Annotated in this window: 17 protein-coding genes; 9 read left to right on the top strand and 8 right to left on the bottom strand. The window is 61.9% G+C overall.

The genetic code is table 11. The annotated features are described in order from the left end of the window. From C8C89_RS01135 to argS, 5 genes are read right to left on the bottom strand one after another with little or no spacing between them, the layout of a single operon-like run. On the bottom strand, window positions 1–795 hold the full coding sequence (locus C8C89_RS01135) for a biotin--[acetyl-CoA-carboxylase] ligase (protein WP_133988693.1): 795 nt from the start codon (window positions 793–795) through the stop codon (window positions 1–3). A 15-nt stretch (window positions 796–810) separates the two neighbouring features. Next, window positions 811–1,593, bottom strand: coding sequence for an SDR family oxidoreductase (locus C8C89_RS01130; RefSeq protein ID WP_101483789.1), 783 nt, complete (start codon window positions 1,591–1,593; stop codon window positions 811–813). Between the two features lie 37 nt (window positions 1,594–1,630). Then, window positions 1,631–2,302 carry a thiol:disulfide interchange protein DsbA/DsbL gene (locus tag C8C89_RS01125; RefSeq protein WP_101483790.1) on the bottom strand — a complete coding sequence of 224 codons (672 nt, stop codon included), beginning with the start codon at window positions 2,300–2,302 and terminating at the stop codon, window positions 1,631–1,633. Between the two features lie 9 nt (window positions 2,303–2,311). Continuing rightward, a complete protein-coding gene (locus tag C8C89_RS01120) occupies window positions 2,312–3,034 on the bottom strand; it encodes an SPOR domain-containing protein (RefSeq protein ID WP_133988692.1) in 723 nt (240 codons plus the stop codon). Between the two features lie 20 nt (window positions 3,035–3,054). Further along, window positions 3,055–4,764 (bottom strand): arginine--tRNA ligase, encoded by a 1,710-nt coding sequence (gene argS / locus C8C89_RS01115; protein WP_133988691.1) that lies wholly within the window; start codon window positions 4,762–4,764, stop codon window positions 3,055–3,057. A 376-nt stretch (window positions 4,765–5,140) separates the two neighbouring features. Between argS and rsmB the strand changes: the two genes are divergently transcribed. The 8 genes from rsmB to C8C89_RS01075 all read left to right on the top strand — a co-directional run bounded on the left by rsmB (window position 5,141) and on the right by C8C89_RS01075 (window position 13,369). Next, window positions 5,141–6,568 carry a 16S rRNA (cytosine(967)-C(5))-methyltransferase RsmB gene (gene rsmB / locus C8C89_RS01110; RefSeq protein ID WP_133988690.1) on the top strand — a complete coding sequence of 476 codons (1,428 nt, stop codon included), beginning with the start codon at window positions 5,141–5,143 and terminating at the stop codon, window positions 6,566–6,568. A gap of 43 nt (window positions 6,569–6,611) precedes the next feature. Beyond that, window positions 6,612–7,172, top strand: a complete 561-nt coding sequence (locus tag C8C89_RS01105; protein WP_243857861.1) for a DUF4390 domain-containing protein — start codon at window positions 6,612–6,614, stop codon at window positions 7,170–7,172. Further along, on the top strand, window positions 7,172–9,469 hold the full coding sequence (locus C8C89_RS01100; protein ID WP_101483796.1) for an ATP-binding protein: 2,298 nt from the start codon (window positions 7,172–7,174) through the stop codon (window positions 9,467–9,469). The genes C8C89_RS01105 and C8C89_RS01100 overlap by 1 nt, the downstream gene beginning before the upstream one ends. A 98-nt stretch (window positions 9,470–9,567) precedes the next feature. Beyond that, window positions 9,568–10,287, top strand: a complete 720-nt coding sequence (locus tag C8C89_RS01095; RefSeq protein WP_133988689.1) for a response regulator — start codon at window positions 9,568–9,570, stop codon at window positions 10,285–10,287. Further along, window positions 10,284–10,685, top strand: a complete 402-nt coding sequence (locus C8C89_RS01090; protein WP_101483798.1) for a GTPase — start codon at window positions 10,284–10,286, stop codon at window positions 10,683–10,685. The genes C8C89_RS01095 and C8C89_RS01090 overlap by 4 nt, the downstream gene beginning before the upstream one ends. Before the next feature lie 151 nt (window positions 10,686–10,836). Further along, a complete protein-coding gene (locus C8C89_RS01085; protein ID WP_071079509.1) occupies window positions 10,837–11,094 on the top strand; it encodes a DUF3567 domain-containing protein in 258 nt (85 codons plus the stop codon). A 77-nt stretch (window positions 11,095–11,171) separates the two neighbouring features. Continuing rightward, the gene (locus tag C8C89_RS01080; RefSeq protein WP_101484851.1) at window positions 11,172–11,951 is read left to right on the top strand and encodes a class II glutamine amidotransferase; all 780 of its coding nucleotides are present in this window, start codon (window positions 11,172–11,174) and stop codon (window positions 11,949–11,951) included. A 137-nt stretch (window positions 11,952–12,088) separates the two neighbouring features. Next, window positions 12,089–13,369, top strand: coding sequence for an EAL domain-containing protein (locus C8C89_RS01075; protein WP_133988688.1), 1,281 nt, complete (start codon window positions 12,089–12,091; stop codon window positions 13,367–13,369). A gap of 329 nt (window positions 13,370–13,698) precedes the next feature. On the opposite strand, the gene metH is transcribed toward C8C89_RS01075, so the two are convergent. Beyond that, window positions 13,699–17,493 carry a methionine synthase gene (gene metH, locus C8C89_RS01070; RefSeq protein WP_243857860.1) on the bottom strand — a complete coding sequence of 1,265 codons (3,795 nt, stop codon included), beginning with the start codon at window positions 17,491–17,493 and terminating at the stop codon, window positions 13,699–13,701. Between the two features lie 640 nt (window positions 17,494–18,133). On the opposite strand from metH, the gene C8C89_RS01065 reads away from it, so the two are divergent. Next, window positions 18,134–20,611 carry an IPT/TIG domain-containing protein gene (locus tag C8C89_RS01065; protein ID WP_133988687.1) on the top strand — a complete coding sequence of 826 codons (2,478 nt, stop codon included), beginning with the start codon at window positions 18,134–18,136 and terminating at the stop codon, window positions 20,609–20,611. Between the two features lie 78 nt (window positions 20,612–20,689). Here C8C89_RS01065 and fmt read toward each other — a convergent pair whose 3' ends face one another. Further along, window positions 20,690–21,646: a methionyl-tRNA formyltransferase gene (fmt, locus tag C8C89_RS01060; protein ID WP_133988686.1), complete on the bottom strand. Its 957-nt coding sequence runs from the start codon at window positions 21,644–21,646 to the stop codon at window positions 20,690–20,692. Window positions 21,647–21,743: 97 nt separating this feature from the next. After that, a complete protein-coding gene (gene def, locus C8C89_RS01055; RefSeq protein ID WP_133988685.1) occupies window positions 21,744–22,286 on the bottom strand; it encodes a peptide deformylase in 543 nt (180 codons plus the stop codon). Window positions 22,287–22,391 lie beyond the last annotated feature (105 nt).

The following is a 22,391-nucleotide window of genomic DNA, read 5'->3' as shown; positions in this document are numbered from 1 at the left end:
TTACTCCCCGGCCAGGCGCAAGGACACATCGCCGGACATGATTTCCTGCAAGCCGCCGTCGGTACGCAGCAGCAGGCGGCCCAGCTGGTCCACGCCGGCGGCCACGCCTTGCTGCATCAGCTGGCCGTTGTCGAGGATTTTCACGTGCTGGCCCTGCCAGGCATGCAGCAGGTTCCAGCGTTCGGCAAAGGGCGCGAAGCCCGTGTCGTCGAATTCGGCCAGCACGCCAGCGAGGCGGCTGAGCAGGGCTGCCACCAAGGTATTGCGCTCCATCTGCGCCAGCCAGGGCACGGCCGAGGCGCTGCGGCCGATCTGCCGCTCCAGCGCATCGGGCATCAACAAATTGATGCCGCAGCCGATGACGGCCCACACGCCGCCATCCGCTGCCTGCTGCGTCTCGACCAGGATGCCGGCCAGTTTATGGCCATCCCTGAGCATGTCGTTCGGCCACTTCAGTTGTACCGGCACGCCCAAGGAAGTCATGCTTTCGGCCAGCGCCACGCCGACGGCCAGTGGCAGGCCGACCAGTTGATGCAGCGGCCCCTTGAAGCGCCAGGCCAGCGAGAACATCAGGCTGGCGTCCGGCTGCGACACCCACGGCCGTCCGGCGCGTCCGCGTCCGGCCGTCTGCTGGCCGGCGATGCGCAATGTCGGCCCGCCCAGGGTGGCGCAGCGCGCCAGCAGGTCGGCGTTGGTCGATCCCGTTTCGTCGACCACTTCGATGGCCACGTGGGAAGCGCCCGTGGCGCAATGGGCGGCGATGGCCGCGCTGTTCAGGTCTGTGTGCTTCGTCATGGGGATCGTAGAGTTTTACTGGCTGTCGCCGGAGGGCTTGTTGCGCGCCTTGTGCGGCGCATTCGCGAAGGCCCGGTCGTACACGGCATTGGGCAGCGCGCGCAGCAGCTTGGCGACGACGCCCATCTGCCACGGGATCACGCGGTAGCTGTCGCCGTCGGCGATGGCGCGCGCGGCGCGCACGGCGAATTTTTCGGCCGGCATCAGGAAGGGCATGCGGTAGGCGTTATGGCGCGTCATCGGCGTGTCGATGTAGCCGGGCGTGATGGTGACGACCCTGATGCCGGCGGGCTTGAGTTCCAGGCGCAGCGATTCGCAGTAGCTGATCACGGCCGCCTTCGAGGCGCTGTAGGCTTCGGCGCCGGGCAGGCCGCGGATGCCGGCCACGCTGCCGATGCCCACCAGGCGCCCGCTGCCCTGGGTTTTCATGGCGGCGATGAAGGGCGCGAAGGTGGCAACGGTGGCCGTGACGTTGATGGCCATCAGGCGCGCGAAGGCGTCGAGGTCTTCCGCGTGTTCAGTCAGGGTGCCGAACGATACGCCGGCGCTGGCGATGACGACGTCGATGCGGCCAGCGTAGCCGATGAAGTCCTGCGCCGCGCTTTTCAGGGCGGCGTGGTCGCACACATCGACGGCGTAGGCGCGGTGGCGTTCAGGGTGGGGCAGGGAGGCGATCAGTTGCTGCAGGGTGTCGCCGCGGCGGGCCAGCAGGCCCAATTTGGCGCCCTGGCGTGCGTACTGCAGCGCCAGGGCGGCGCCCAGTCCGCTCGACGCGCCCGTGATGAAAACGCTGTGCATCAGGCGATGCCCGGGCGCGCCAGGGAAGTGGCCATGCTTATTTCTTTTCCGCTTTGGCTTTCGCAACCAGCACGTCCATCACGCTGAGCGCCTGGGCGTTCAGCTGCTCTTCGTTCTTGGCCGACTTGCTGCCCTGGTCGGCCTGCGATGGCGAAGTGATGTAGCGGCCATCGATGGCGATCATGGGCCAGAACGTCACGTTATAGCCCTGCATCATGGCGTCCGCACGGCGCACGCGGGCCGAGATCCCCATCGAACGGTAGGTGTCGATGAATTTCTGGCGGTCCACGCCCTGCTTGGCGACGAAGTCGAATACGGCGTCATCGGTATTGAGGCGGTTGCGCTCCACGTGCATGGCGTGGAAGACGCTGGTGTGCAGCTTGTCGAGCAGGCCCATGGCTTGCAGGGTGAAGAACAAACGCTGCTGCGGCGCCACGCTGTCATCGCGCGACACGTGCACGCGCTTGAAGACGATGTTGTCGCCTTGTTTCTTGACCCAGGCCGCCAGTTGCGGTTCAAGCACGTTGCAATGCGGGCAGTAATAGGCGAAGAATTCAGTCACTTCGATTTTCTTGCCCGATTCCGTTGCCTGCGGCGTGGCCAGAGTTTCGTATTCGACGCCATTCTTCGGCTCGGCCGGCGAGGCCGATGCGCCCATGGCGGCCGTGCACAGGGCGGCGGCGAACAGGATTTTCTTCAGAAAACGCATGCTGGTTCCTTATTTTTGGTTGCGGACGACGGCGACATCGATGCCGTTTTCAGACAGTTTGGTGCGCGCGCGGTTCATCGATTCGAGCTGGTTGAACGGCCCGATGCGCACGCGGTGCAGCACGCCGGCATCGGTGCTGCGGTCACTGATGGCCGCTTCGAAGCCAAGCAGCGCCAGTTTGCCGCGCGTGCTTTCGGCGTCCGACATGTCATGGAATGCGCCGGCCTGCAGATAATAAATCCATTTGTCGCTGGCTGCATCGGCCTTGGCTTCGGTTTTCACGTCGGCCTTGGCTTGCGCTGCCGGCGCTGCCGCTGGCGTTTTCGGTGCCGGCTTGTCCTTCAGGGTGCCGATCAATTCCTGCAACGCGTCCGGCGGCGGTGCCTTCGGCTGCTGCGCGGTGCTTGGCGAGGGCGCTGGCGCGACTGGCTGCGTCGGCGTGACGATCTCGCGTGGCTCCTTGGAGAAGTCGCGCGCCGCTTCCTTGGCCGCTTCCTTGTTGCCGTACATCGGCTTGTTCGGGTCGGCGATCTGGCCGGCCGTCGGTTCGGCCGATTTGCCGGCCTTGCCCGACTTGTCGGTGAAGGGCGAGGCGCCCTTGGTGATCACCAGGGCGACCACCACGGCGATGCCCAGACCGATGACCAGGCCGATGATGATGCCGACCAGGGTATTGCCCTGCTGGCGCCGGGTCGAAGAGAAGCGGGAAGCGTGGGGAGAAGCGTGACTCATTGACGGTTTGACCTTCGCGATTACATTTTGTTTGGCGCGGACACGCCGATCAGTGCCAGGCCGTTGCGCAGCACCTGGCGCGCGGCGATGACGAGGGCCAGGCGGGCCATCTTGACGGCTTCGTCCTCGACCAGCACTTTTTCGGCGAAGTAGAAGCTGTGCAGGTTGGCAGCCAGGTCGCGCAGGTAGAAAGCGACTTGATGCGGTCCCAGTTCCGCTTGCGCGCGCGCCAGCATTTCCGGATAGGCAGCCAGGGTTGCCAGCAGGGTCGCTTCGGTCGGTGCCGTCAGGGGAGACAAGTCAACGCCGGCGACCGTGCTTGCATCGCCGCCCCAGTTTTCCAGGATGCGGCAGATGCGCGCATGCGCGTACTGCACGTAATACACCGGGTTTTCATCGGTGGTTTTCAGCGCCACGTCGACGTCGAAGACGAATTCCGTGTCGGCCTTGCGTGAGATCAGGAAGAAGCGCACCGCGTCGCGGCCCTTGGCGATGTCGCCGCCGCCCGACCATTCGATCAGGTCGCGCACGGTCACGTAGGAGCCGGCGCGCTTCGAAATCTTGACTTCTTCGCCGTCTTTCATGACGGTGACCATCTTGTGCAGCACGTAGTCGGGGTAACCTTGCGGGATGCCCATGTCGACCGCCTGCAAGCCGGCGCGCACGCGCGCGATGGTGCCGTGGTGGTCGCTGCCCTGGATATTGATGGCCTGTACGAAGCCGCGCTGCCATTTCACCAAGTGATATGCCACGTCCGGCACGAAATACGTGTAGGTGCCATCCGTCTTGCGCATGACGCGGTCCTTGTCGTCGCCGAAGTCGGTGGTGCGCAGCCACAGCGCGCCATCCTGCTCGTAGGTGTGGCCCGCCTTGATCAGCATTTCCACGGCGCTATTGACCTTGCCGTCCGCGTACAGCGACGATTCCAGGTAGTAATTGTCGAACTTCACGCCAAACGCCTGCAAGTCGATATCCTGCTCGTTGCGCAGGTAGGTGACGGCGAATGGGCGGATCGAATCGATGTCGTCGATGTTGCCATTGGCCGTGGCAGGCAAGCCATCGCTGGCCGAGACGGTCTTGCCGGCCTTGAAATCGTTGGCGATATCGGCGATGTAGTCGCCGTTGTAGGCCGACTCGGGCCATTCGGCGTCGCCCGGCTTGAAGCCGCGCGCGCGCGCCTGGACGGAATTGGCCAGGGTCTGGATCTGCACGCCCGCGTCGTTATAGTAGAACTCGCGCGTCACTTGGTAGCCTTGCGCGTCAAACAGCGAGGACAGGGCGTCGCCCAGGGCCGCCTGGCGGCCGTGGCCCACGTGCAGCGGGCCGGTCGGGTTGGCCGAGACGAATTCCAGGATGACCTGCTTGCCGGTGCCTGCCGTGCTGCGGCCATAGCTGTCACCTTCACCCAGGATGGTCTTCACCACGGCCTGCTTGGCGGCGGCGGAGACGCGCACGTTGATGAAGCCGGGACCGGCGATTTCCACTGCCTCGATCAAGCCCTGGCCAGCCGGATTGGCCAGCACGGCCGTGACGATGGTTTGCGCCAGTTCTCGGGGATTCTGTTTCAGCTGCTTGGCCAGTTGCATGGCGATGTTGCATGCGACGTCGCCATGCGATGCGTCGCGTGGTCGCTCGAGCACCACGGATGGCTCAAGCGAAGTGCCGGCCAGGACGGGAGCGAGGGCGGCCTGGAACAGGGCGATGATTTCTTGTTTCTGTTGGGCGAGCATGAGCAGGATGGCGGTGGAACCGCGTTAAGAATGAATAGAATGAATCAAAAAGCAAAACGGACGGCCAGTACCCAAGCCGCCCAGACTGCGTCAATTATACTGGTTTGCCGGCGGGAACAATACGCTTGCCGGCAAGGTCCCCGTGCCGGCGCATTTCACGATATTATCAGGAGTACATGCCCATGTTGGTGCATGAAAACATCAGCATGGCGCATTCTGCTTGTATATATGCAGTTTTTTGCCCCAAATTGCCCATATCGCTGCAATCGCTTGGGCCAGAGAGCGCCACAAACGCTACAATCGACCCTTTATTGATGACGCGCGGCCGCGTATTTGCTTCCATGCCGCCAGCCGCGCGCAGCCACACCGGATAATTATGAACAAGCGCCCCACGCTGAAATTGAAAACCAAGCCGGCGCCAGGCCAGGCTCCTGCCCCTGCCGCACCGAAATTGCGTCCCAGCTACCATCCCGACCTGAAACCGGTCTTGCAGCCAGGCTTCCAACCCGATTTGCGCGCCGACTCGCTGGCGTTTTGCCTGCTGGGCGCCGCCAATGCCGTGTCGCAGGTGCGCACGGGCACGGCCCTGCCGCAGGCGCTGGCCAAGGTGTTTACGCAATCGAACGCCAGCCCGCAGGCGCGCGGCGCCATCCAGGATATTTCCTACCGCACCATGCGCCAGCTGGGCCGCAGCGAAACCCTGGTCGGCCTGATGACGTCGAAGGCGCCCGAGCCGCCGATGCTTGCGGCGCTGCTGTGCTGCGCGCTGTCGCTGATGTCCGCCGAGCCGGGCGAGCAGCCCTACGAAGAGTTTACCGTTGTCGACCAGGCTGTCACGGTGGCCACCTCGCATCCTGACCTGGCGCATGCCAAGGGCATGGTGAACGCCGTATTGCGCCGTTTCTTGCGCGAGCGCAAGTCCTTGCTGGAAGCGGCCCTGCAGCAGCCTTTGGCGCAATGGAATTATCCGCAATGGTGGATCGATTCGCTGCGCCTGGCCTATCCCCGCGACTGGCAAGCCATTTTGACAGCCGGCAATGCCGTGCCGCCATTGACCTTGCGCGTGAATCGCCGCAAGAGCACGGTTGTAGCGTATCTGGCCGTGCTGGCAGAGGCGGGCATCGCCGCGCGCCAGGTGGGGCCGTTTGCCGTGCGCCTGGACAAGCCCATCGGCGTGGCGCTGATCCCCGGCTTCGAGCAGGGAGTCGTCTCCGTGCAGGATGCCGGCGCGCAACTGGCGGCCCCGCTGCTGGACTTGCAAGATGGAATGCGCGTGCTCGATGCCTGTGCGGCGCCCGGCGGCAAGACGTGCCACATCCTGGAACTGGCCGATGTGCAAGTCACCGCCATCGACGCGGACGCCAAGCGCCTGCCGCGCATCGCGGAAAACCTCGAGCGCCTGGGCCTGGATGCCACCTTGAAGGCGCAGGACGCGCAATCGAGCGCGTGGTGGGACGGCCAGCAGTACGACCGCATCCTGGCCGACGTGCCTTGCACGGCTTCGGGCATCGTGCGTCGCCATCCGGACATTCGCTGGTTGCGCCGCAAGGGCGATGCGTTCCAACTTGCAACACTTTCCTCCAAAATTCTGGACAACCTGTGGCAGATGCTGCGTCCCGATGGTAAATTGCTATTCGTGACATGTTCATTGTGGCCGCAGGAGTCCGAGGCACAGGCGGCGGCATTTGCGGTGCGCAATAATGCGACCCGATTGACAGCGCCTGGCCAGCTGTTGCCGACTGGCAGCGCGGAGCAGGACCATGACGGTTTGTTCTATGCTCTATTCCAAAAAAATGCGGCTTGAACGATTCGTCGAACCTTTTCTTACGGACACCACCGGCACACTTGTGACAACACGACTCTTCCGACTCCTGACCCTGCTGCTGATGCTGGCATGTACCATGCCACGCGCGCATGCTGGCGATATGGTCGAGATTACCCGTGCCTACATCGAGTCGAGTGAAGAGGGCTACAAGCTGGCCGCCACCTACTCCTTTGATCTCAATCACGACCTCGATGATGCCGTGCAGCATGGCGTGCCGCTGTTTTTCACGACGGAAATCGAACTGACCCGGCCCCGCTGGTACTGGTTCGATGAAAAGGCCATCGTGGCGCGCCAGACCAGCCGGCTGTCGTACAACGTGCTCACGCGCCAGTATCATGTGTCGGGCGGTGGCTTGCAGCAAAGTTTCCCCACGCTCGACGATGCGCTGTTCCTGATTCGGCGCCCCAGCCGCTGGCTGGTGGCGCCGCGCGGTGCGCTGAAAGTGGGGCAGACGTATAACGTCACCTTGCGCATGGGCATGGACCGTGACTACCTGCCCAAGCCGATACAGGTCAATGCCTTCAATAACAGCGACTGGCGCCTGGCTTCGAATAAGAAAACCTTTTTGTATACGGCGGAGTAGTGAGTCAAGCATTGCGCTATCTGCTGGTGGTAGGCGGCGGCATTGTCAGTATTTTGCTGTTCCTGCTGGCGTCGGCTTCCGACAATTCCGGCTTTTTCGACCGTTATTACACCTGGCTGCTGGGCCTGAATGCGGCCGTGGCAGTGTCGCTGCTGGCGCTGGTGGGCATTTCCCTGGGCCGCCTGTACGTGCGCTACAAGAGCGGCAAGTTCGGCTCCAAGCTGATGACACGCCTGGTGATGCTGTTCGCCGCCGTCGGCATCCTGCCGGGGCTGGTGATTTTTCTTGTCTCTGTGCAATTCGTCTCCCACTCCATCGAGTCCTGGTTCAACGTCAAGATCGAAGCGGCGCTGGAGTCGGGGATTGAGCTGGGCCGTGCCGGCCTCGATGCGGCGCTGGTCGAGCTGGACCACCGGGGCCACAAGGCGGTCGAAGAACTGGGCGCCGACCCGGTGGCTGGTCCGGCGGTGCTGACGAGCCTGTTACGCGAAGAAGGCATGCAAAATGTCATGATCGTCAGCGGCGACGGCGTGCTGCTGGCCAGCGCCGGGCCGCACAGCGCGGCCGACTTGCCCACGCCGGCCATGCTGGTGCAGGCCGCCTTGCCGGCCGGTTATGCCTCCGCCGAAGGGGGGCTGGAGTTGCACGATGATGGCACGGAGTCGGGCGGAGGCGGTTTTCGCGCGGGTACGTCGGCATCGCTGGAAACGGCGGCGAGCCTGCGTTTGCGCGTGCTGGTGGCCGTGCCGGGCCCTTCCGTCTCTCCCCGCTACCTGCAACTGCTGCAGGCGGTACCGCCCAAGCTGGCGACGAATGGAGAGGTGCTGCGCGCCGCCTACAGCGAATACAAGGAACGTTTCGTCGCGCGCGTGGGCTTGCGCAAGATGTACATGGAAATCCTCACCTTGACCTTGCTGCTGGCCATCTTTGGCGCCATCGGCAGCGCTTTTCTGATCGCGGGTAACCTGGCCCAGCCGCTGCTACTGCTGGCCGAAGGCACGCGCGCCGTGGCCGAGGGTGACCTGTCGCCGCGCCCCATCGTCGCCACCAAGGATGAACTGGGCACCCTGACGCAGTCGTTCAACATCATGACGCGCCAGCTGCTCGACGCGCGCACGGCCGTGGAAAGCAACCGCGCCGCGCTGCAAAACGCCAAGGCCCACCTGGAATCGGTGCTGGCGAACATGTCGGCCGGCGTGATGGTGCTCGACGGCGATTTCAAATTGGTGACGTGCAACGAATCGGTCGAGCGCATCTTGCAGCATTCGGGCATGAGCATGGTAGGCCAGCCGCTGGCACATATTGCTGGAATGGAAGAGTTTGGCGGTGCCATCATCAGCGCCTTCACGGCGCAAAGCGCGCAATCGGCGTCGGGTCGCAACCAGCAGCGCCTGCACTGGCAGCGCCAGATCGAGATTCCGCGCCGCCTGGGCAGTAGTGCCGACGAGCATGACATCACCTTGCTGGCGCGCGGTTCGCGCCTGCCGCTGGAGTCCGGCAGCGGCTACATCGTCGTCTTCGATGATATTTCCGATGTCATTTCCGCGCAGCGCTCGATCGCCTGGGGCGAGGTGGCGCGCCGCCTGGCGCATGAAATCAAGAATCCGCTCACGCCCATCCAGCTGTCGGCCGAGCGCCTGCAGATGAAGCTCGAAGGCAAGCTTGAGCAGCCTGATGCAGATTTGCTCAGCCGCGCCACCACCACCATCGTCAAGCAGGTCGATGCTATGAAGCGCATGGTCGATGACTTCCGCGACTATGCGCGCACGCCGCCGGCCGTGCTCACGCCTTTGCGCCTGAACGAACTGATCGAAGAAATCCTGAACCTGTACCTGCGCGGTGATGATGGCGACATCATCCACCCGCAGCTGGCGCAGAATCTGCCGATGGTGATGGGCGATCCGACCCAGTTGCGCCAGGTGATCCATAACTTGCTGCAGAACGCGCAGGACGCCATGGCCGACTTGCCGCCGGACTCGCCGCATCCGCGGATTGACGTAAGGACGGAAGCAATTCATTATCGCAGTGCGGACGGCGGCGTGAATATCGCCGTGCGGCTGGCCATCACCGACAATGGCCCTGGTTTCGCGCCAAAAATCCTGGCGCGCGCCTTCGAACCCTATGTGACGTCGAAGGCGCGCGGTACGGGATTGGGCCTGGCGATGGTAAAGAAAATTATCGATGAACATGGCGGACGCATCGATATCGAGAACCGGGTCGACGGCAATGGCGCTTCGGTGGTCATTTTGCTGTTAAAGTTAGCTCCCGACACTCCTGCCCAGGAATTCCTGGCGTGAGGGTCTGGTTTAGTATTTAAAACACTAATAAAATCATAGCTGTCCGCCGTGTGCATCTTGTGCGCGAGGGCCGGCGAAATGAGGAAGGCAAGACACGAATGGCAAACATACTCGTAGTGGATGATGAAATGGGTATCCGTGAGTTGCTCTCGGAAATATTGGGCGACGAAGGACATGCTATCCAGCTGGCCGAAAATGCGCAGCAGGCGCGTGAAGCGCGTGCCGCCGGTGCGCCGGATCTGGTATTGCTCGATATCTGGATGCCCGACACCGATGGCGTGACCCTGCTCAAGGAATGGCAGCGTGACGGCTTGTTGACCATGCCGGTGATCATGATGTCGGGCCACGCCACCATCGATACGGCGGTCGAGGCGACGCGCATCGGCGCCATGAACTTCCTGGAAAAACCGATTGCCCTGCAAAAACTGCTGAAAGCAGTCCAGCAAGGCTTGACGCGGGCACAGGAAACCGTGCGCGCGCCGAGTGTGGCGCCGCGTCCCGTGGCAGCCGTGGTGGCCGAGGAAAGCAGTCATCCCGTGCCCAGCTTTGGCGGCAGTGCACCGCAGCAGCTGATGGTGCGCCCAGGCATCGCCGTACCGGCGGTGGCCGAAGGCCATGGCTACAACCTGTCATTCGACTTGCCGCTGCGCGAGGCGCGCGACGCGTTCGAGCGCATGTATTTCGAACACCACCTGGGCCGTGAAGGCGGCAGCATGACCCGCGTGGCGGAAAAGACAGGCCTGGAACGTACCCATTTGTACCGCAAGCTGAAACAGCTGGGCGTCGAACCGGGCAAGCTGGCCAAGAAAAGCCTGTGACGGCAGCAGTGCGGCGTCCGACGCCGCTGACCCTGGTCAGCGGTGGACGCGCCGCCGAGCGCGAGGCAGCCATCGCGCGAGCCTTGGCACCGGACCAGCCGGCCGCCGTGATCCTCGAGGGACTGGCTGACGGCAGCGCGATCCTGGCCGACCTGGCCGAACAAGTTTCCCCTTCTCCATCGTTTCCATTGCAACTTTTGCGCATTGCGCCTGGTTGCCTGTGCTGCAGCGGCAATCTCGTATTGCGTGTAACATTGAATCGTCTGCTGCGTCATCCTCCCGCACGCTTGTTCATCAGCCTGGCCGATGCCACGCATATCGAACAATTGCGCGCTTGGCTCACTGCCAGTCCCTACGACGTCCTGTTGGCGCTGCAAGCCGACATAGTGGTTGCTTGACGATCTCCTGATGGTATTACCGCACTTGCCTTTGCATCTCGTTACAACTCTGTAGCCCGCCGGGTGGCATGGCGCTTGAAATGGCGCCGTATCAGCCCCACCTCTGTTCTGAAACCGCAGGAGGCTCTCCTGCTTGAGCGAAGGATGCAAAATGAATCTGATCTATAACAGCGAACAATACAGCGTCGTGGAATTCGGCGCCGACGTCGACCTGGAAGCCCTGCGCTTTGGCGGCTATGAAATCGTCGACAAGGGCGGCAAGCGCGAAACCTTTATCGCCGGCATCCTTGCGCAAAACTTCCGCCGTGACGTCACGGAATTGATCGCCAGCGAACCCAGCATGGAAGAGATCGATGAATTTTTGGGCAGCTACGATTCCCTCATGAGCCAGCCCGTGCTGTTGCACTGACCGGATGGCTATCGCCACCATACCAATCCGTCTGACGGCATGGTATGGTGGTTGTGTTATCCAGCTGCAAACAGACCATGTGCCAACTTCTCGGAATGAATTGCAATGTCCCCACGGACATTGTCTTTAGTTTTACCGGCTTCGCCATGCGCGGCGGCCATACCGATACCCACCATGACGGCTGGGGCATCGCTTTTTTCGAGGGCGCCGGCGTGCGCCATTTCGTCGACCACCAGGCGGCCATCGCCTCGCCAGTGGCCGAACTGATCAAGCGCTATCCCATCAAGTCGCGCAATGTCATCGCGCATATCCGCAAGGCCACGCAAGGCCAGGTGGCGTTGGAAAACTGCCATCCCTTCGTGCGCGAACTGTGGGGCCGCTACTGGGTATTTGCCCACAATGGCGATTTAAAGGAATTCCATCCCGTGCTGACGGGCAGTTACCGCCCTGTCGGCTGCACCGACAGCGAGCTGGCCTTCTGCTATCTGCTGCAGGAACTGCATGCGCGCTTTGGCGATGCCCCGCCAGCCTTGCCGCAGCTGCATGCTGCCCTGGCGGAGTTGTTGCCCAGCATTGCCGCCCACGGCACATTCAACATGATGCTGTCGAGCGGCGAGGCGCTGTTCGCCCATTGCTCGACCAGCTTGCATTATCTGGTGCGACAACATCCGTTTCCAACTGCTAAACTCTCCGATGAAGACCTGAGCGTCGACTTTTCCCAAGTGACGACGCCCCAGGACCGCGTGGCCGTGATCGTTACCCAGCCGCTGACGACGAATGAGCAATGGACGGCGTTTGCACCGGGCGAATTGAAATTATTTGTCGACGGGATGGTGCAAGACACGCCAGTGGCCTAATTTGTTGACGACAATACGCTTGATTGCTGCCAAAATACCCACAGCGCGGGCGAAATTCAGCTAAAGTATTGTCAATAGTGAACCTTGATGCGGGCGCGGCGCGGCCGGTGTCACTCGACCTGATTGATGAAGACTTAATGATCGATATTTCCAGCAACGACATCACCCCGAAACCCTTGCGTGTGCGCGAGTTCTATCTGGGTCGACAACCTATTCTTGACCGCAATCAAGCGCTGTTTGGCTATGAGTTGCTATTCCGCAACGCTCCGGTCGGCCCCGCCAACATTACCAGCGACCTGTCCGCCACGGCGTCCGTGATCGCCCATGCGTCCCAGCTGGGCATGGAAAAGGTCATCGGCGACGCGCTCGGTTTCGTCAACGTCGATGCCGACGTGATCATGAGCGATATCTTCGTTTTCCTGCCGCGTGAAAAAGTCGTGCTGGAAATCGTCGAATCGATGCCCGTCACACCGGAAGTGCGCGCACGCATCAGCGAATTGGTGGGCCATGGCTTCACCTTCGCGCTGGAAAACGTCGTTTCCGACACGGTGCAAGTGCAGGAGCTGCTGCCGCTGGTGCAATACGTCAAGATGGACATGAGTACCGTCGATCCGAAAGTGCTGGCAGCCCTGGCGCCCCGTTTCAAGCGGGAACAAAAGAAACTGGTGGCGGAGAAGGTCGAGACGCGCGAAGAATTCAAGTCGGGCCTGGACTTGGGCTTCGATTATTTCCAGGGCTATTATTTCGCCAAGCCCGCGATCATGACGGGCAAGAAGCTGTCGCCGTCGCAACTGGCTGTCATGGAACTGATGACACTGGTGACGTCCGACGCCGATAACATGGATATCGAGCGCGCCATCAAGCGCGACGTATCGCTGGCCCTGAACCTGTTGCGTTTGGTCAATACGCCCGCCGTGGGCGCCCGCCAGCGCATCGATTCGCTGAGCCAGGCCGTGACCGTGCTGGGCCGCCGCCAATTGCAGCGCTGGCTGCAAATCATGTTGTATGCGGAGCCAAGCAAACGCGGCCATAGCATGACGCCTTTGCTGATGCTGGCCACCACGCGCGGCCGTTTGCTGGAGCTGCTCGCGCATAAACTGCGCCCGAACCATGCCCATTCGGCCGATATCGCCTTTACGGTTGGCATCATGTCCCTGATGGATACCCTGTTCGGCGTGCCGATGTCGGAAATCCTCAGCCAGATCGAAGTCATCGATGAAGTGGCCGAAGCGCTGCTGTCGCGCGAGGGCTTCTACGGCGACCTGCTGCGCCTGGCTGAATGCATCGAGCGCATCGAAGACATGGAAGGCGAGATCGTGCCGACCCTGCGCGAGTTGGCCATGTCGCCGGACGACCTGGTGGAACTGGAAATGGCGGCCTATGAATGGAGCGACAACGTCGTAAGGTATGCGTTGTAGGTCGGATTAGGTGGGGCCGCCGAGGCCCGCAGGGCCGTAACCCGACAACATTGTTGGCGCTGACCGGTGTTGTCGGATTACGTGCAAGCGCTAATCCGACCTACCCGCTGTCGTAGCATCCCTTAAAAAGCCCCGTACGGCGTCGCCGTAGCGGGGTTTTTCTTAGGCTGCCGCGCCGGGCCAGTGCTTGTGCAGCTCGGGGGTGTTACGCAACTCCCACAGGGCCAGCACGGCGACGGCGATACCGACAAGCAGCTCGTTCCGCATGAGGACGCGCTGTTCGGTTAGTGCGCTGCGGCGCGCGATAAGTTCCGCGCGCCTTGCGCCTATCAGGACAGATTGGGTGCCAGCCAGCGTTCCACGTCCTCGATGCTGGCGCCGCGGCGCTTGGCCATGTCTTCCACCTGGTCCATGCCGATCTTGCCGACAACGAAGTATTTCGACTCCGGGTGGGCAAAATAGAAGCCGGAAACGGCCGCGCCAGGGAACATGGCATACGATTCCGTCAGCTGCATGCCGATTTCCTCGGCTTGCATGACCTCGAACATCTCTTTTTTGACCGTGTGCTCGGGGCAGGCGGGGTAGCCGGGCGCGGGGCGGATGCCGACATATTTCTCGCCGATCATGTCGTCGTTGTTCAGCTGCTCGTCCGGCACATAGCCCCACAGGTCTTTGCGCACGCGCTCATGCAGGTATTCGGCAAACGCCTCGGCCAGACGGTCGGCCAGGGATTTGAGCATGATGGACGAGTAATCGTCATGCGCATCTTCGAAGCGCTTCTCGTATTTCTCGATGCCCAAGCCGGACGTGACGGCGAACATGCCGATGTAATCCTTCACCCCCGATGCCTTAGGCGCAATGAAATCGGCCAGGCACTGGTTCGGCCGTTGCACGCCATCGACCACGGGCTTGACGCCCTGCTGGCGCATGCCGTAATAGGTGAACGCCACCGTACTGCGCGTATCGTCCGTGTACACCTCGATATCGTCGTCATTGACGCTGTTTGCCGGCAGCAGGGACACGACGCCGTTGGCCGTCAGCCAGCGCCCGTCGATGAGTTTCTTCAGCAAGGCCTGGCCTTCGGCGTACACCTTGGTGGCCGCGTCGCCCACGACTTCATCCGTCAAAATGGCGGGGAAGGGGCCGGCCAGATCCCAGGTCTGGAAGAACGGGCCCCAGTCGATATAGTTGGCCAGGGCGGCCAGGTCGACATTTTTAAAGACGCGGCGGCCGATGAACTTCGGTTTCACGGGTGTGCAGGGACCGTCGAAGGGCACGATCATCTTGTTGGCGCGCGCCTGCGCCAGCGGCAGGATGGGCAGGGCCTTCTTGTTGGCGTGCTGCTCGCGGATGCGTGCGTAGTCGAGTTCGATGTCTTCCACGTATTTGTCGCGCTGCTCCGGCGTCAGCAGCGATTGCGCCACGGACACGGAACGCGAGGCGTCCGGCACGTAGATCACGGGCCCTTCGTAGTTGTGGGCGATTTTCACTGCCGTGTGGGCGCGGCTGGTGGTGGCGCCGCCGATCAGGAGGGGGATTTTCAGCATGCGGAAATGTTCATCGCGCTGCATTTCCTTGGCGACGTACGCCATTTCTTCCAGCGACGGCGTAATCAGACCCGACAGGCCGATGATGTCCGCGTTTTCCACCTTGGCGCGCGCCAGGATTTCCGAGCACGGCACCATCACGCCCATGTTCACCACTTCAAAGTTATTGCACTGCAGAACGACGGTGACGATGTTCTTGCCAATGTCATGCACGTCGCCCTTCACGGTGGCCATGATGATCTTGCCCTTCGGCTTGGCGACGATGCCCGTGCGTTTTTCTTCCAGCAGCTTTTCTTCCTCGATGAACGGAATCAAATGGGCCACGGCTTGCTTCATCACACGGGCCGATTTCACCACTTGCGGCAGGAACATCTTGCCCTGGCCAAACAGATCGCCGACCACGTCCATGCCGGCCATGAGCGGGCCCTCGATCACGTGGATGGGACGGCCGCCATTGTGCAATAGCTCCTGGCGCGCCTCTTCCGTGTCTTCGACGATGAATTGCGTGATGCCGTGCACCAGCGCGTGCGACAGGCGGGCCTGCACCGTGCCTTCGCGCCAGGCCAGGGTTTGCGCTTCGGCCTTGCCGCCCGCCTTCAGGGTGCCGGCAAACTCGATCATGCGTTCGGTGGAGTCTTCGCGGCGGTTCAGCACCACGTCTTCCACGCGCTCGCGCAATTCCGGGTCCAGATTGTCGTACACGCCCACCATGCCGGCGTTGACGATACCCATGGTCATGCCGGCCTTGATGGCGTGGTACAGGAACACCGTGTGGATGGCTTCGCGGGCCGGATCGTTGCCGCGGAAACTGAAGGACACATTCGATACGCCGCCCGAGATCTTCGCGTACGGCAAGTTTTCCTTGATCCAGCGCGTGGCGTTGATGAAGTCGACGGCGTAATTATTGTGCTCTTCGATGCCGGTGGCGACGGCAAAGATGTTTGGATCGAAAATGATGTCTTCCGGCGGGAAGTCCAGCGCATCGATCAACAGGTGATACGCGCGTGCGCAAATCTCGATCTTGCGCTCGAAGGTATCGGCTTGCCCCTTTTCATCGAAAGCCATGACGATCACGGCCGCGCCATAGCGGCGGCACAGTTTCGCCTGGCGCAGGAATTCTTCCTCGCCTTCCTTCATCGAGATGGAATTGACGATGGCTTTGCCCTGCACGCACTTCAGGCCCGCTTCGATGACGGACCATTTCGAGGAGTCGACCATGATGGGCACGCGCGAAATATCGGGTTCCGAGGCGATCAGGTTCAAAAAGCGCGTCATGGCGGCCAGCGAATCGAGCATGGCCTCGTCCATGTTGATGTCGATCACTTGCGCGCCATTTTCCACTTGCTGTCGTGCCACGGACAGGGCTTCGTCGTATTGCTCGTTAAGAATCATGCGCGCGAACGCCTTCGAGCCCGTGACGTTGGTGCGCTCGCCCACGTTGACGAACAGCGATTCTTCGTTGACGACGAACGGTTCGAGGCCGGCCAGGCGCAAGTCATGCGACGGTGCAGGCACGGTGCGCGGCGTGTTTTTCGACAGCAACTCTCCGATGGCGGCGATGTGCTCGGGCGTGGTGCCGCAGCAGCCGCCCGCCATGTTCAAAAAGCCCGCGTCGGCGAATTCGCGCAGCAGGGCGGACGTGTCGGCTGGCAACTCGTCAAAGCCCGTGTCGCTCATGGGATTGGGCAAGCCCGCGTTCGGGTAGATGCACACGAAGGTGTCGGCGATCTTGGCCAGCTCTTCCGCGTACGGGCGCATCAGGGCGGCGCCCAGCGCGCAGTTCAGGCCGATGGTCAGCGGTTTCGCGTGGCGCACGGAATTCCAGAAGGCGGGCACGGTCTGGCCCGACAGGATGCGCCCCGAGGCGTCCGTGACGGTGCCGGAAATCATCAGCGGCAGGCGCACGACGGTCGGATTTAGCTCGTAGAACAGGTCGATGGCGAACAGGGCCGCCTTGCAGTTCAAGGTATCGAAAATGGTTTCCACCAGCAGCACGTCGGCGCCGCCTTCCACCAGGCCCTGCGTCTGCTGCAGGTAGGCGGCCACCAGCTGATCGAAACTGACGTTGCGCGCGGCCGGGTCGTTGACGTCGGGCGAGATCGATGCCGTCTTTGGCGTGGGGCCCAGGGCGCCGGCGACGAAGCGCGGCTTGTCCGGGGTGGAATACTTGTCGCAGGCGGCACGCGCCAGCTTGGCCGCCTGGACGTTCATTTCATAGGCCAGGTGGGCCATGTGGTAATCGTCTTGCGCGATCGTCGTCGCGCCGAAAGTATTCGTTTCGATCAGGTCGGCGCCCGCCGCCAGGTAGCGCTCGTGGATTTCCTGGATGATGTGCGGCTGCGTCAGGGTCAGCAGCTCGTTATTGCCCTTGACGAACAGTTCACGCGCGCCACTATCGGCCGGCGCGGCGAAATCGATGAAGCGGCCAGCGGGGCCGCCGCGGTACGCTTCTTCGTCGAGCTTGTATTGCTGGATGATCGTGCCCATGGCGCCGTCGAGTATCATGATCCGTCGCGCAAGAATGGCGCGCAAGGTGGCTTCGGTCGGGGACATGGCGGGGATCACGGTATCGTTCATTTCATGCTTTCAATAGGCAAACGGGCGGCGGCGCGGCGACAAGACTTTACGAGGCGGATGCGGGCCAGCAGGATCAGCTGACGGAGAGTTGCCGGCCGGGTAGGGCAGGCAGAAGGTGGCAATCGCCTGATTTCACCGGGTCTAAAATTATACGGCATCAGGCTGCTTTGGTTTTAAGCAAAATCGGCCGTTCGCGCCACGGCAGGCCTTCTTGCAACACATCACCTTCCACCTGGCCTGCTTCTGAAATTACATTTCTGAAAATCTTACTCAAAATGTTAATTCTTCCAATAAAGTTGGCAGGAAAATACGGTGTCTGGGCTGTGGAAAAATTTCCACATTATTTGTGCTGTCTGAGGATATTTTTAATGAATTGAATGGCAATAGCTGCAAAGGAAAATAATTGTGACTTAAGTCAATGCAGAGCGAAGCGAATAGTTCTCAACATAGCGATTGCCAATCAGATACGTTATTTATTATCAAAACCAATTGAATCAAAAGCAGCAATAGTTGTCGCTAGGAATCGAGTTAGCCCATAATATTGGTTCCTCGAAAGTAAATTCTCACCAAAAATCTCCAATATGTCACATTTCCTTCGTGTCCTCCCCGGCATCGCGCTACACCAACATGGTTGCCAGCCATGAAAAACCATTTGCTTGTTGCATTGTTTGTCGTGCTGGGCCTGTCCGCTTGCGGCGGGGGAGGCGGTGGCGGTGGCGACACGGTGGTGGCGACCACCTCGGGCAATCCTGTCGTGATGCCTGCCGTGACGGCCGTCTCGGCGGCGAATCTCGCCGTTGGTGGCAGCTTGGTGGTGACGGGTACGAATCTGAGCCGCGTGACGGCCTTCCAGGTGGGCGGCGTGAAGCTTGCCACCAGCGCCGCCAGCGATACCAGCGTGACCCTGGCCATGCCGGGCGTGCCCGTCTCTGGCGCCTTGAGCCTGGTCAGCGCCAGCGGCACGGCGGCCACCAGCTATAACGTCAATGTGTACCTGCCATTGAGTGTGGTCAGCGTCGCACCAGCGACGGGCGGCGTCGGTTCCAGCGTGACGATCGCGGGCGCTGGTATGGGTGCCGTGACGGCGGTGCAGTTTGGCAATGGCGCAGCAGCAACGCCGCAAAGCCAGACGGCCGGCAGCGTGACCGTGCTGGTGCCCTTGGGTGCGGCAACGGGGGCGCTGACGGTGCGCGGTCCTTACAATGATGCCATCAGCAGCGATACGTACAAGGTATTGGCGAGCGTAACCGTGACGTCGATCACCTCGGCCGTCAACGGCGGGACCTTGTCGGTGACGGTGCAGGGCAGCAATCTTGACCAGGTCAGCTCGGCATCGGTGGGCAATACACCGGCCGTGATCGTCAGCGCCAGTGCCAGCCAGCTGCTGTTGACTGCACCAGGCTCGGCAACGGGCGATGTGATGCTGTCAGCCGCTGCGCGCGTTGCCGTCAATGCGGGCGCGGTGTCGGCCTTTACCCTGGGCAGCATTGATTTCGCGCAAGTACTGAATTTGAACGCCAGCAATACGGCCTTGCGCCTGACGCGCGGCAAGCCGGCCGCCGTACGCGTGTCCGTGCTGGCCCCGCAGGCGGGCCAGGCCAGTCCCGCCGTGACCTTGAATGCGACCACCGCCAATGGCAGCAACCTGGGAAGCATCAGCATGAGCGGCCCGTCGGTTTTGCCGACGCAAAAGAACGATGACAGTTTCAACGGCAATTTCAGTGCCATCCTGCCTGCAGGCTGGATCTTGCCGGGCGTGCGCGTGCGCGTGACGGCCATCGGCAATAACGGCGTGCAAGTGAGCCAGGAAGCGGCGCCCGTGGTGGCCAGCTTGGCCAGAATCCGCTTGGTGCTCGTGCCCTTGAGCACCGACGATGGCGTGGCGCAACTGCCTGACGCCGCGATGATCCGCGCCGCGCTGCTGCGCGTGTATCCGTATGCGACGGAAAATATCAGCATCACCACGCGCGCGGCGCTGAGCATGCCTGGCAGCAGCACGGCTGACAGCTGGTGGAGCGATGCCCTGGGCAAGCTGGAAGACAAGCGCGCGCTGGAAGACAGCGGCGCTTATTATTATGGTTTCGTGCCGAAGATGTCTTCCACGCGTGCCGCCGGCCTGGCCTACATCAACCTGACTGGCAATAGCCACGACTTCACGTCGGCCATCGGCCTGGACGCCAAGGCCAGCAACATCGCATCGGTCGATCCCTTCGGTAATCAATGGCCTGAATGGCTGACCACGCTCGTGCATGAGCTGGGCCACAACCATTCGCTGCAGCACGTTGCCTGCGGCGGCGCGGCCAATGCGGCTACCGACTACCCGTATGTCAATGGCGATCTGGGCCCGCAACCTCTGTATAACAGCGACTATGCGGGCAACATTGGCCAGCTGAGCAAGGCAGTCTATGGCAGCACGCCGATGAAGGATGTGATGAGCTATTGCAGCGGCGCCTGGTTCTCCGATTACAGCTATGCGCGGGTACAGCAATTCCTGGAAAAACGCAGCACGCAAGTGACGGGCAGCAATGTGCTGGCCGCCAGCATGTCCGTGGCCCAGCAGGGCTATCTGACCATTTCCGGTCGCATCACGCCGACCGGCGTGGCCTTGCGCCCAGCCGTTGCCTCGTCCTCGCGTGTGGGCGCAGTGGCCAGCGGCAGCGGCCAGGCGTACACCCTGCGGGTCCTGACGGCGTCGGGAGCGACTATCGACTTGCCCTTTGATGCCGTAACCGTGGCTGACCATGGCGGCAGCGCCATGAGCCACTTCCGCGTCAGCTTCGCCAACCCGGGAGAAATCAGCGACGTGCAGGTGCTGGCAAATGGCAAGGCCTTGGCCAAGCTGGAGCGCCCGGCGCGCCGCAGCAAGGCCGCCGCCAACGATGCCACGTTTGATGCGACACAAAGCGGCGGCAAGCTGGTGCTGACCTGGAATGCCCAGGCTGAACCGTACGCCGCCGTGCTGCACGTAGCCGCAGATGGCCGCAAGACGGTGGTCGCCAGTGACTTGACTGGCGGAAACGCCAGCGTCGATGTCAGCGCCTTGCCGGCCGGTGGCCGCTTCGAGGTCAGTCTGTCGTCGTCCCTGGGCGCACGCCTGATGAAAGTGGCGCGCCGGTAAACACGGGTGCCGGATGCAAAAAGGGCTTGCCGCGGCAAGCCCTTTTTTGATGGCCGTCGACAGGACGACGCCGTGCCATCAAGTAAAACGTTTGCCTTCCAGCGGGAAGCCCTTGATGAACTCGGCCGCAGGCAGGCGCTTGCCGCCCGGTTTTTGCAGTTCCGTCAGGCGCAGGGAGCCATTGCCGCAAGCCACAACGATGCCGTGCTGGGCGTCGGCTGCCAGCAGCTGGCCAGGCGCTTCCTTGCTGTCCGCTTCGAGCACGTCGGCGGCCCAGATCTTGATGGTTGTGCCATCAACCTGGCCGCAGGCGCCGGGAAATGGATTGAAGGCGCGGATTTTCAGGCCCAGTTCCAGCGCAGGCTGGCTGAAATCGAGCGCCGCCTCGTCCTTGGCGATCTTTGCCGCGTAGGTCACGCCTGCTTCCGGCTGCGGCACGGCTTCCAGCGGCTGATGCTGCATCTTGCGCAGGGTCTCGACGATCATTCTGCCGCCCAGGGCGGCCAGCTTGTCGTGCAGGCTGGCGGTGGAATCGCCCGCCTCGATGGGCGTGCGCTCGATGGCCAGCATGGGGCCCGTATCGAGGCCTTCTTCCATCTGCATGATGGTCACGCCCGTTTCATCGTCACCTGCCTCGATGGCGCGGTGGATGGGCGCGGCACCGCGCCAGCGTGGCAGCAATGAACCGTGGATATTGATGCAGGGTTTGATGTCGAGCGTGCTGCGCGGCAAGATTAAGCCGTAGGCCGCCACCACCATCACGTCGTAATCCGTGGCCAGCAGGCGCTCGTGGGCCGCTTTTGCCTCGGCGGCGCGCTGCGGGTCCTTGCTGTCCATGCGCAGGGACAAAGGCTGCAGCACGTCGATGCCATGCTGCTGCGCATACTGCTTGACGGCCGAGGCGTGCAATTGCATGCCGCGTCCGGCAGGGCGGTCGGGCTGGGTCAGCACCAGCGGAATGTCAAAACCCGCTTCGTGCAAGTCTTTCAAGGCCGTGGCGGCGAATTCAGGCGTGCCTGCGAAGATCACTTTCATATGGTTCCTTGACGTGAGGTGCGCAGGCCCGCGCCCGAGGGCGCCAGGCTGGCGTGGTGTAACGAGTACTGTTGTTGCTTAGTCTATCAGCAGTGGCTTAAAAACGGCGGTTCTGTGCGCGCAGGCTCGCTTCGCGCTCGAGACCACGGATTTCCTTGATCATCTTGGTCTTGATGCGGTTGCGCTTGAGCGGCGACAGGTATTCGACGAATACCTTGCCCAGCAGATGATCCATCTCATGCTGGATGCAGACGGCCAGCAAGCCATCGGCTTCCAGCTCGAACTGCTTGCCGTGACGGTCCAGGGAGCGCACCTTGATGCGGGCAGGGCGCTCGACGCCATCGTAGACGCCAGGCACGGACAAACAGCCTTCGTCGTAGACCTGCTTTTCTTCGCTGGCCCAGGTGATTTCCGGATTGATGAACACTTGCAGCTGGTTTTTCTCTTCGGTGATGTCGATCACCATCATCTGGATATGCTCGTCCACTTGCGACGCGGCCAGGCCGACGCCAGGGGCGTCGTACATGGTTTCGGCCATGTCGTCGATCAGGGTTTGCAGGCGCGCGTCAAATTCGGTGACGGGCTTGGCGATCGTGTGCAGGCGAGGATCGGGGTAACGCAGGATATTTAATATGGACATACTGATTCGACTGGTTAAGGTGGACGCCGGTGCGCCGGATTATTCATGCCTGGGCCATGCGAACGATGGCAGGGCTATTTTATTTGAGTACGCTACGGTTGGGCG

Source organism: Janthinobacterium sp. 75, assembly GCF_004365495.1.
Classification (GTDB): Bacteria; Pseudomonadota; Gammaproteobacteria; order Burkholderiales; family Burkholderiaceae_D; genus Janthinobacterium.
The sequence above is the reverse complement of the archived record's forward strand: the minus strand, read 5'-3'. Positions and strand labels throughout refer to the sequence as shown.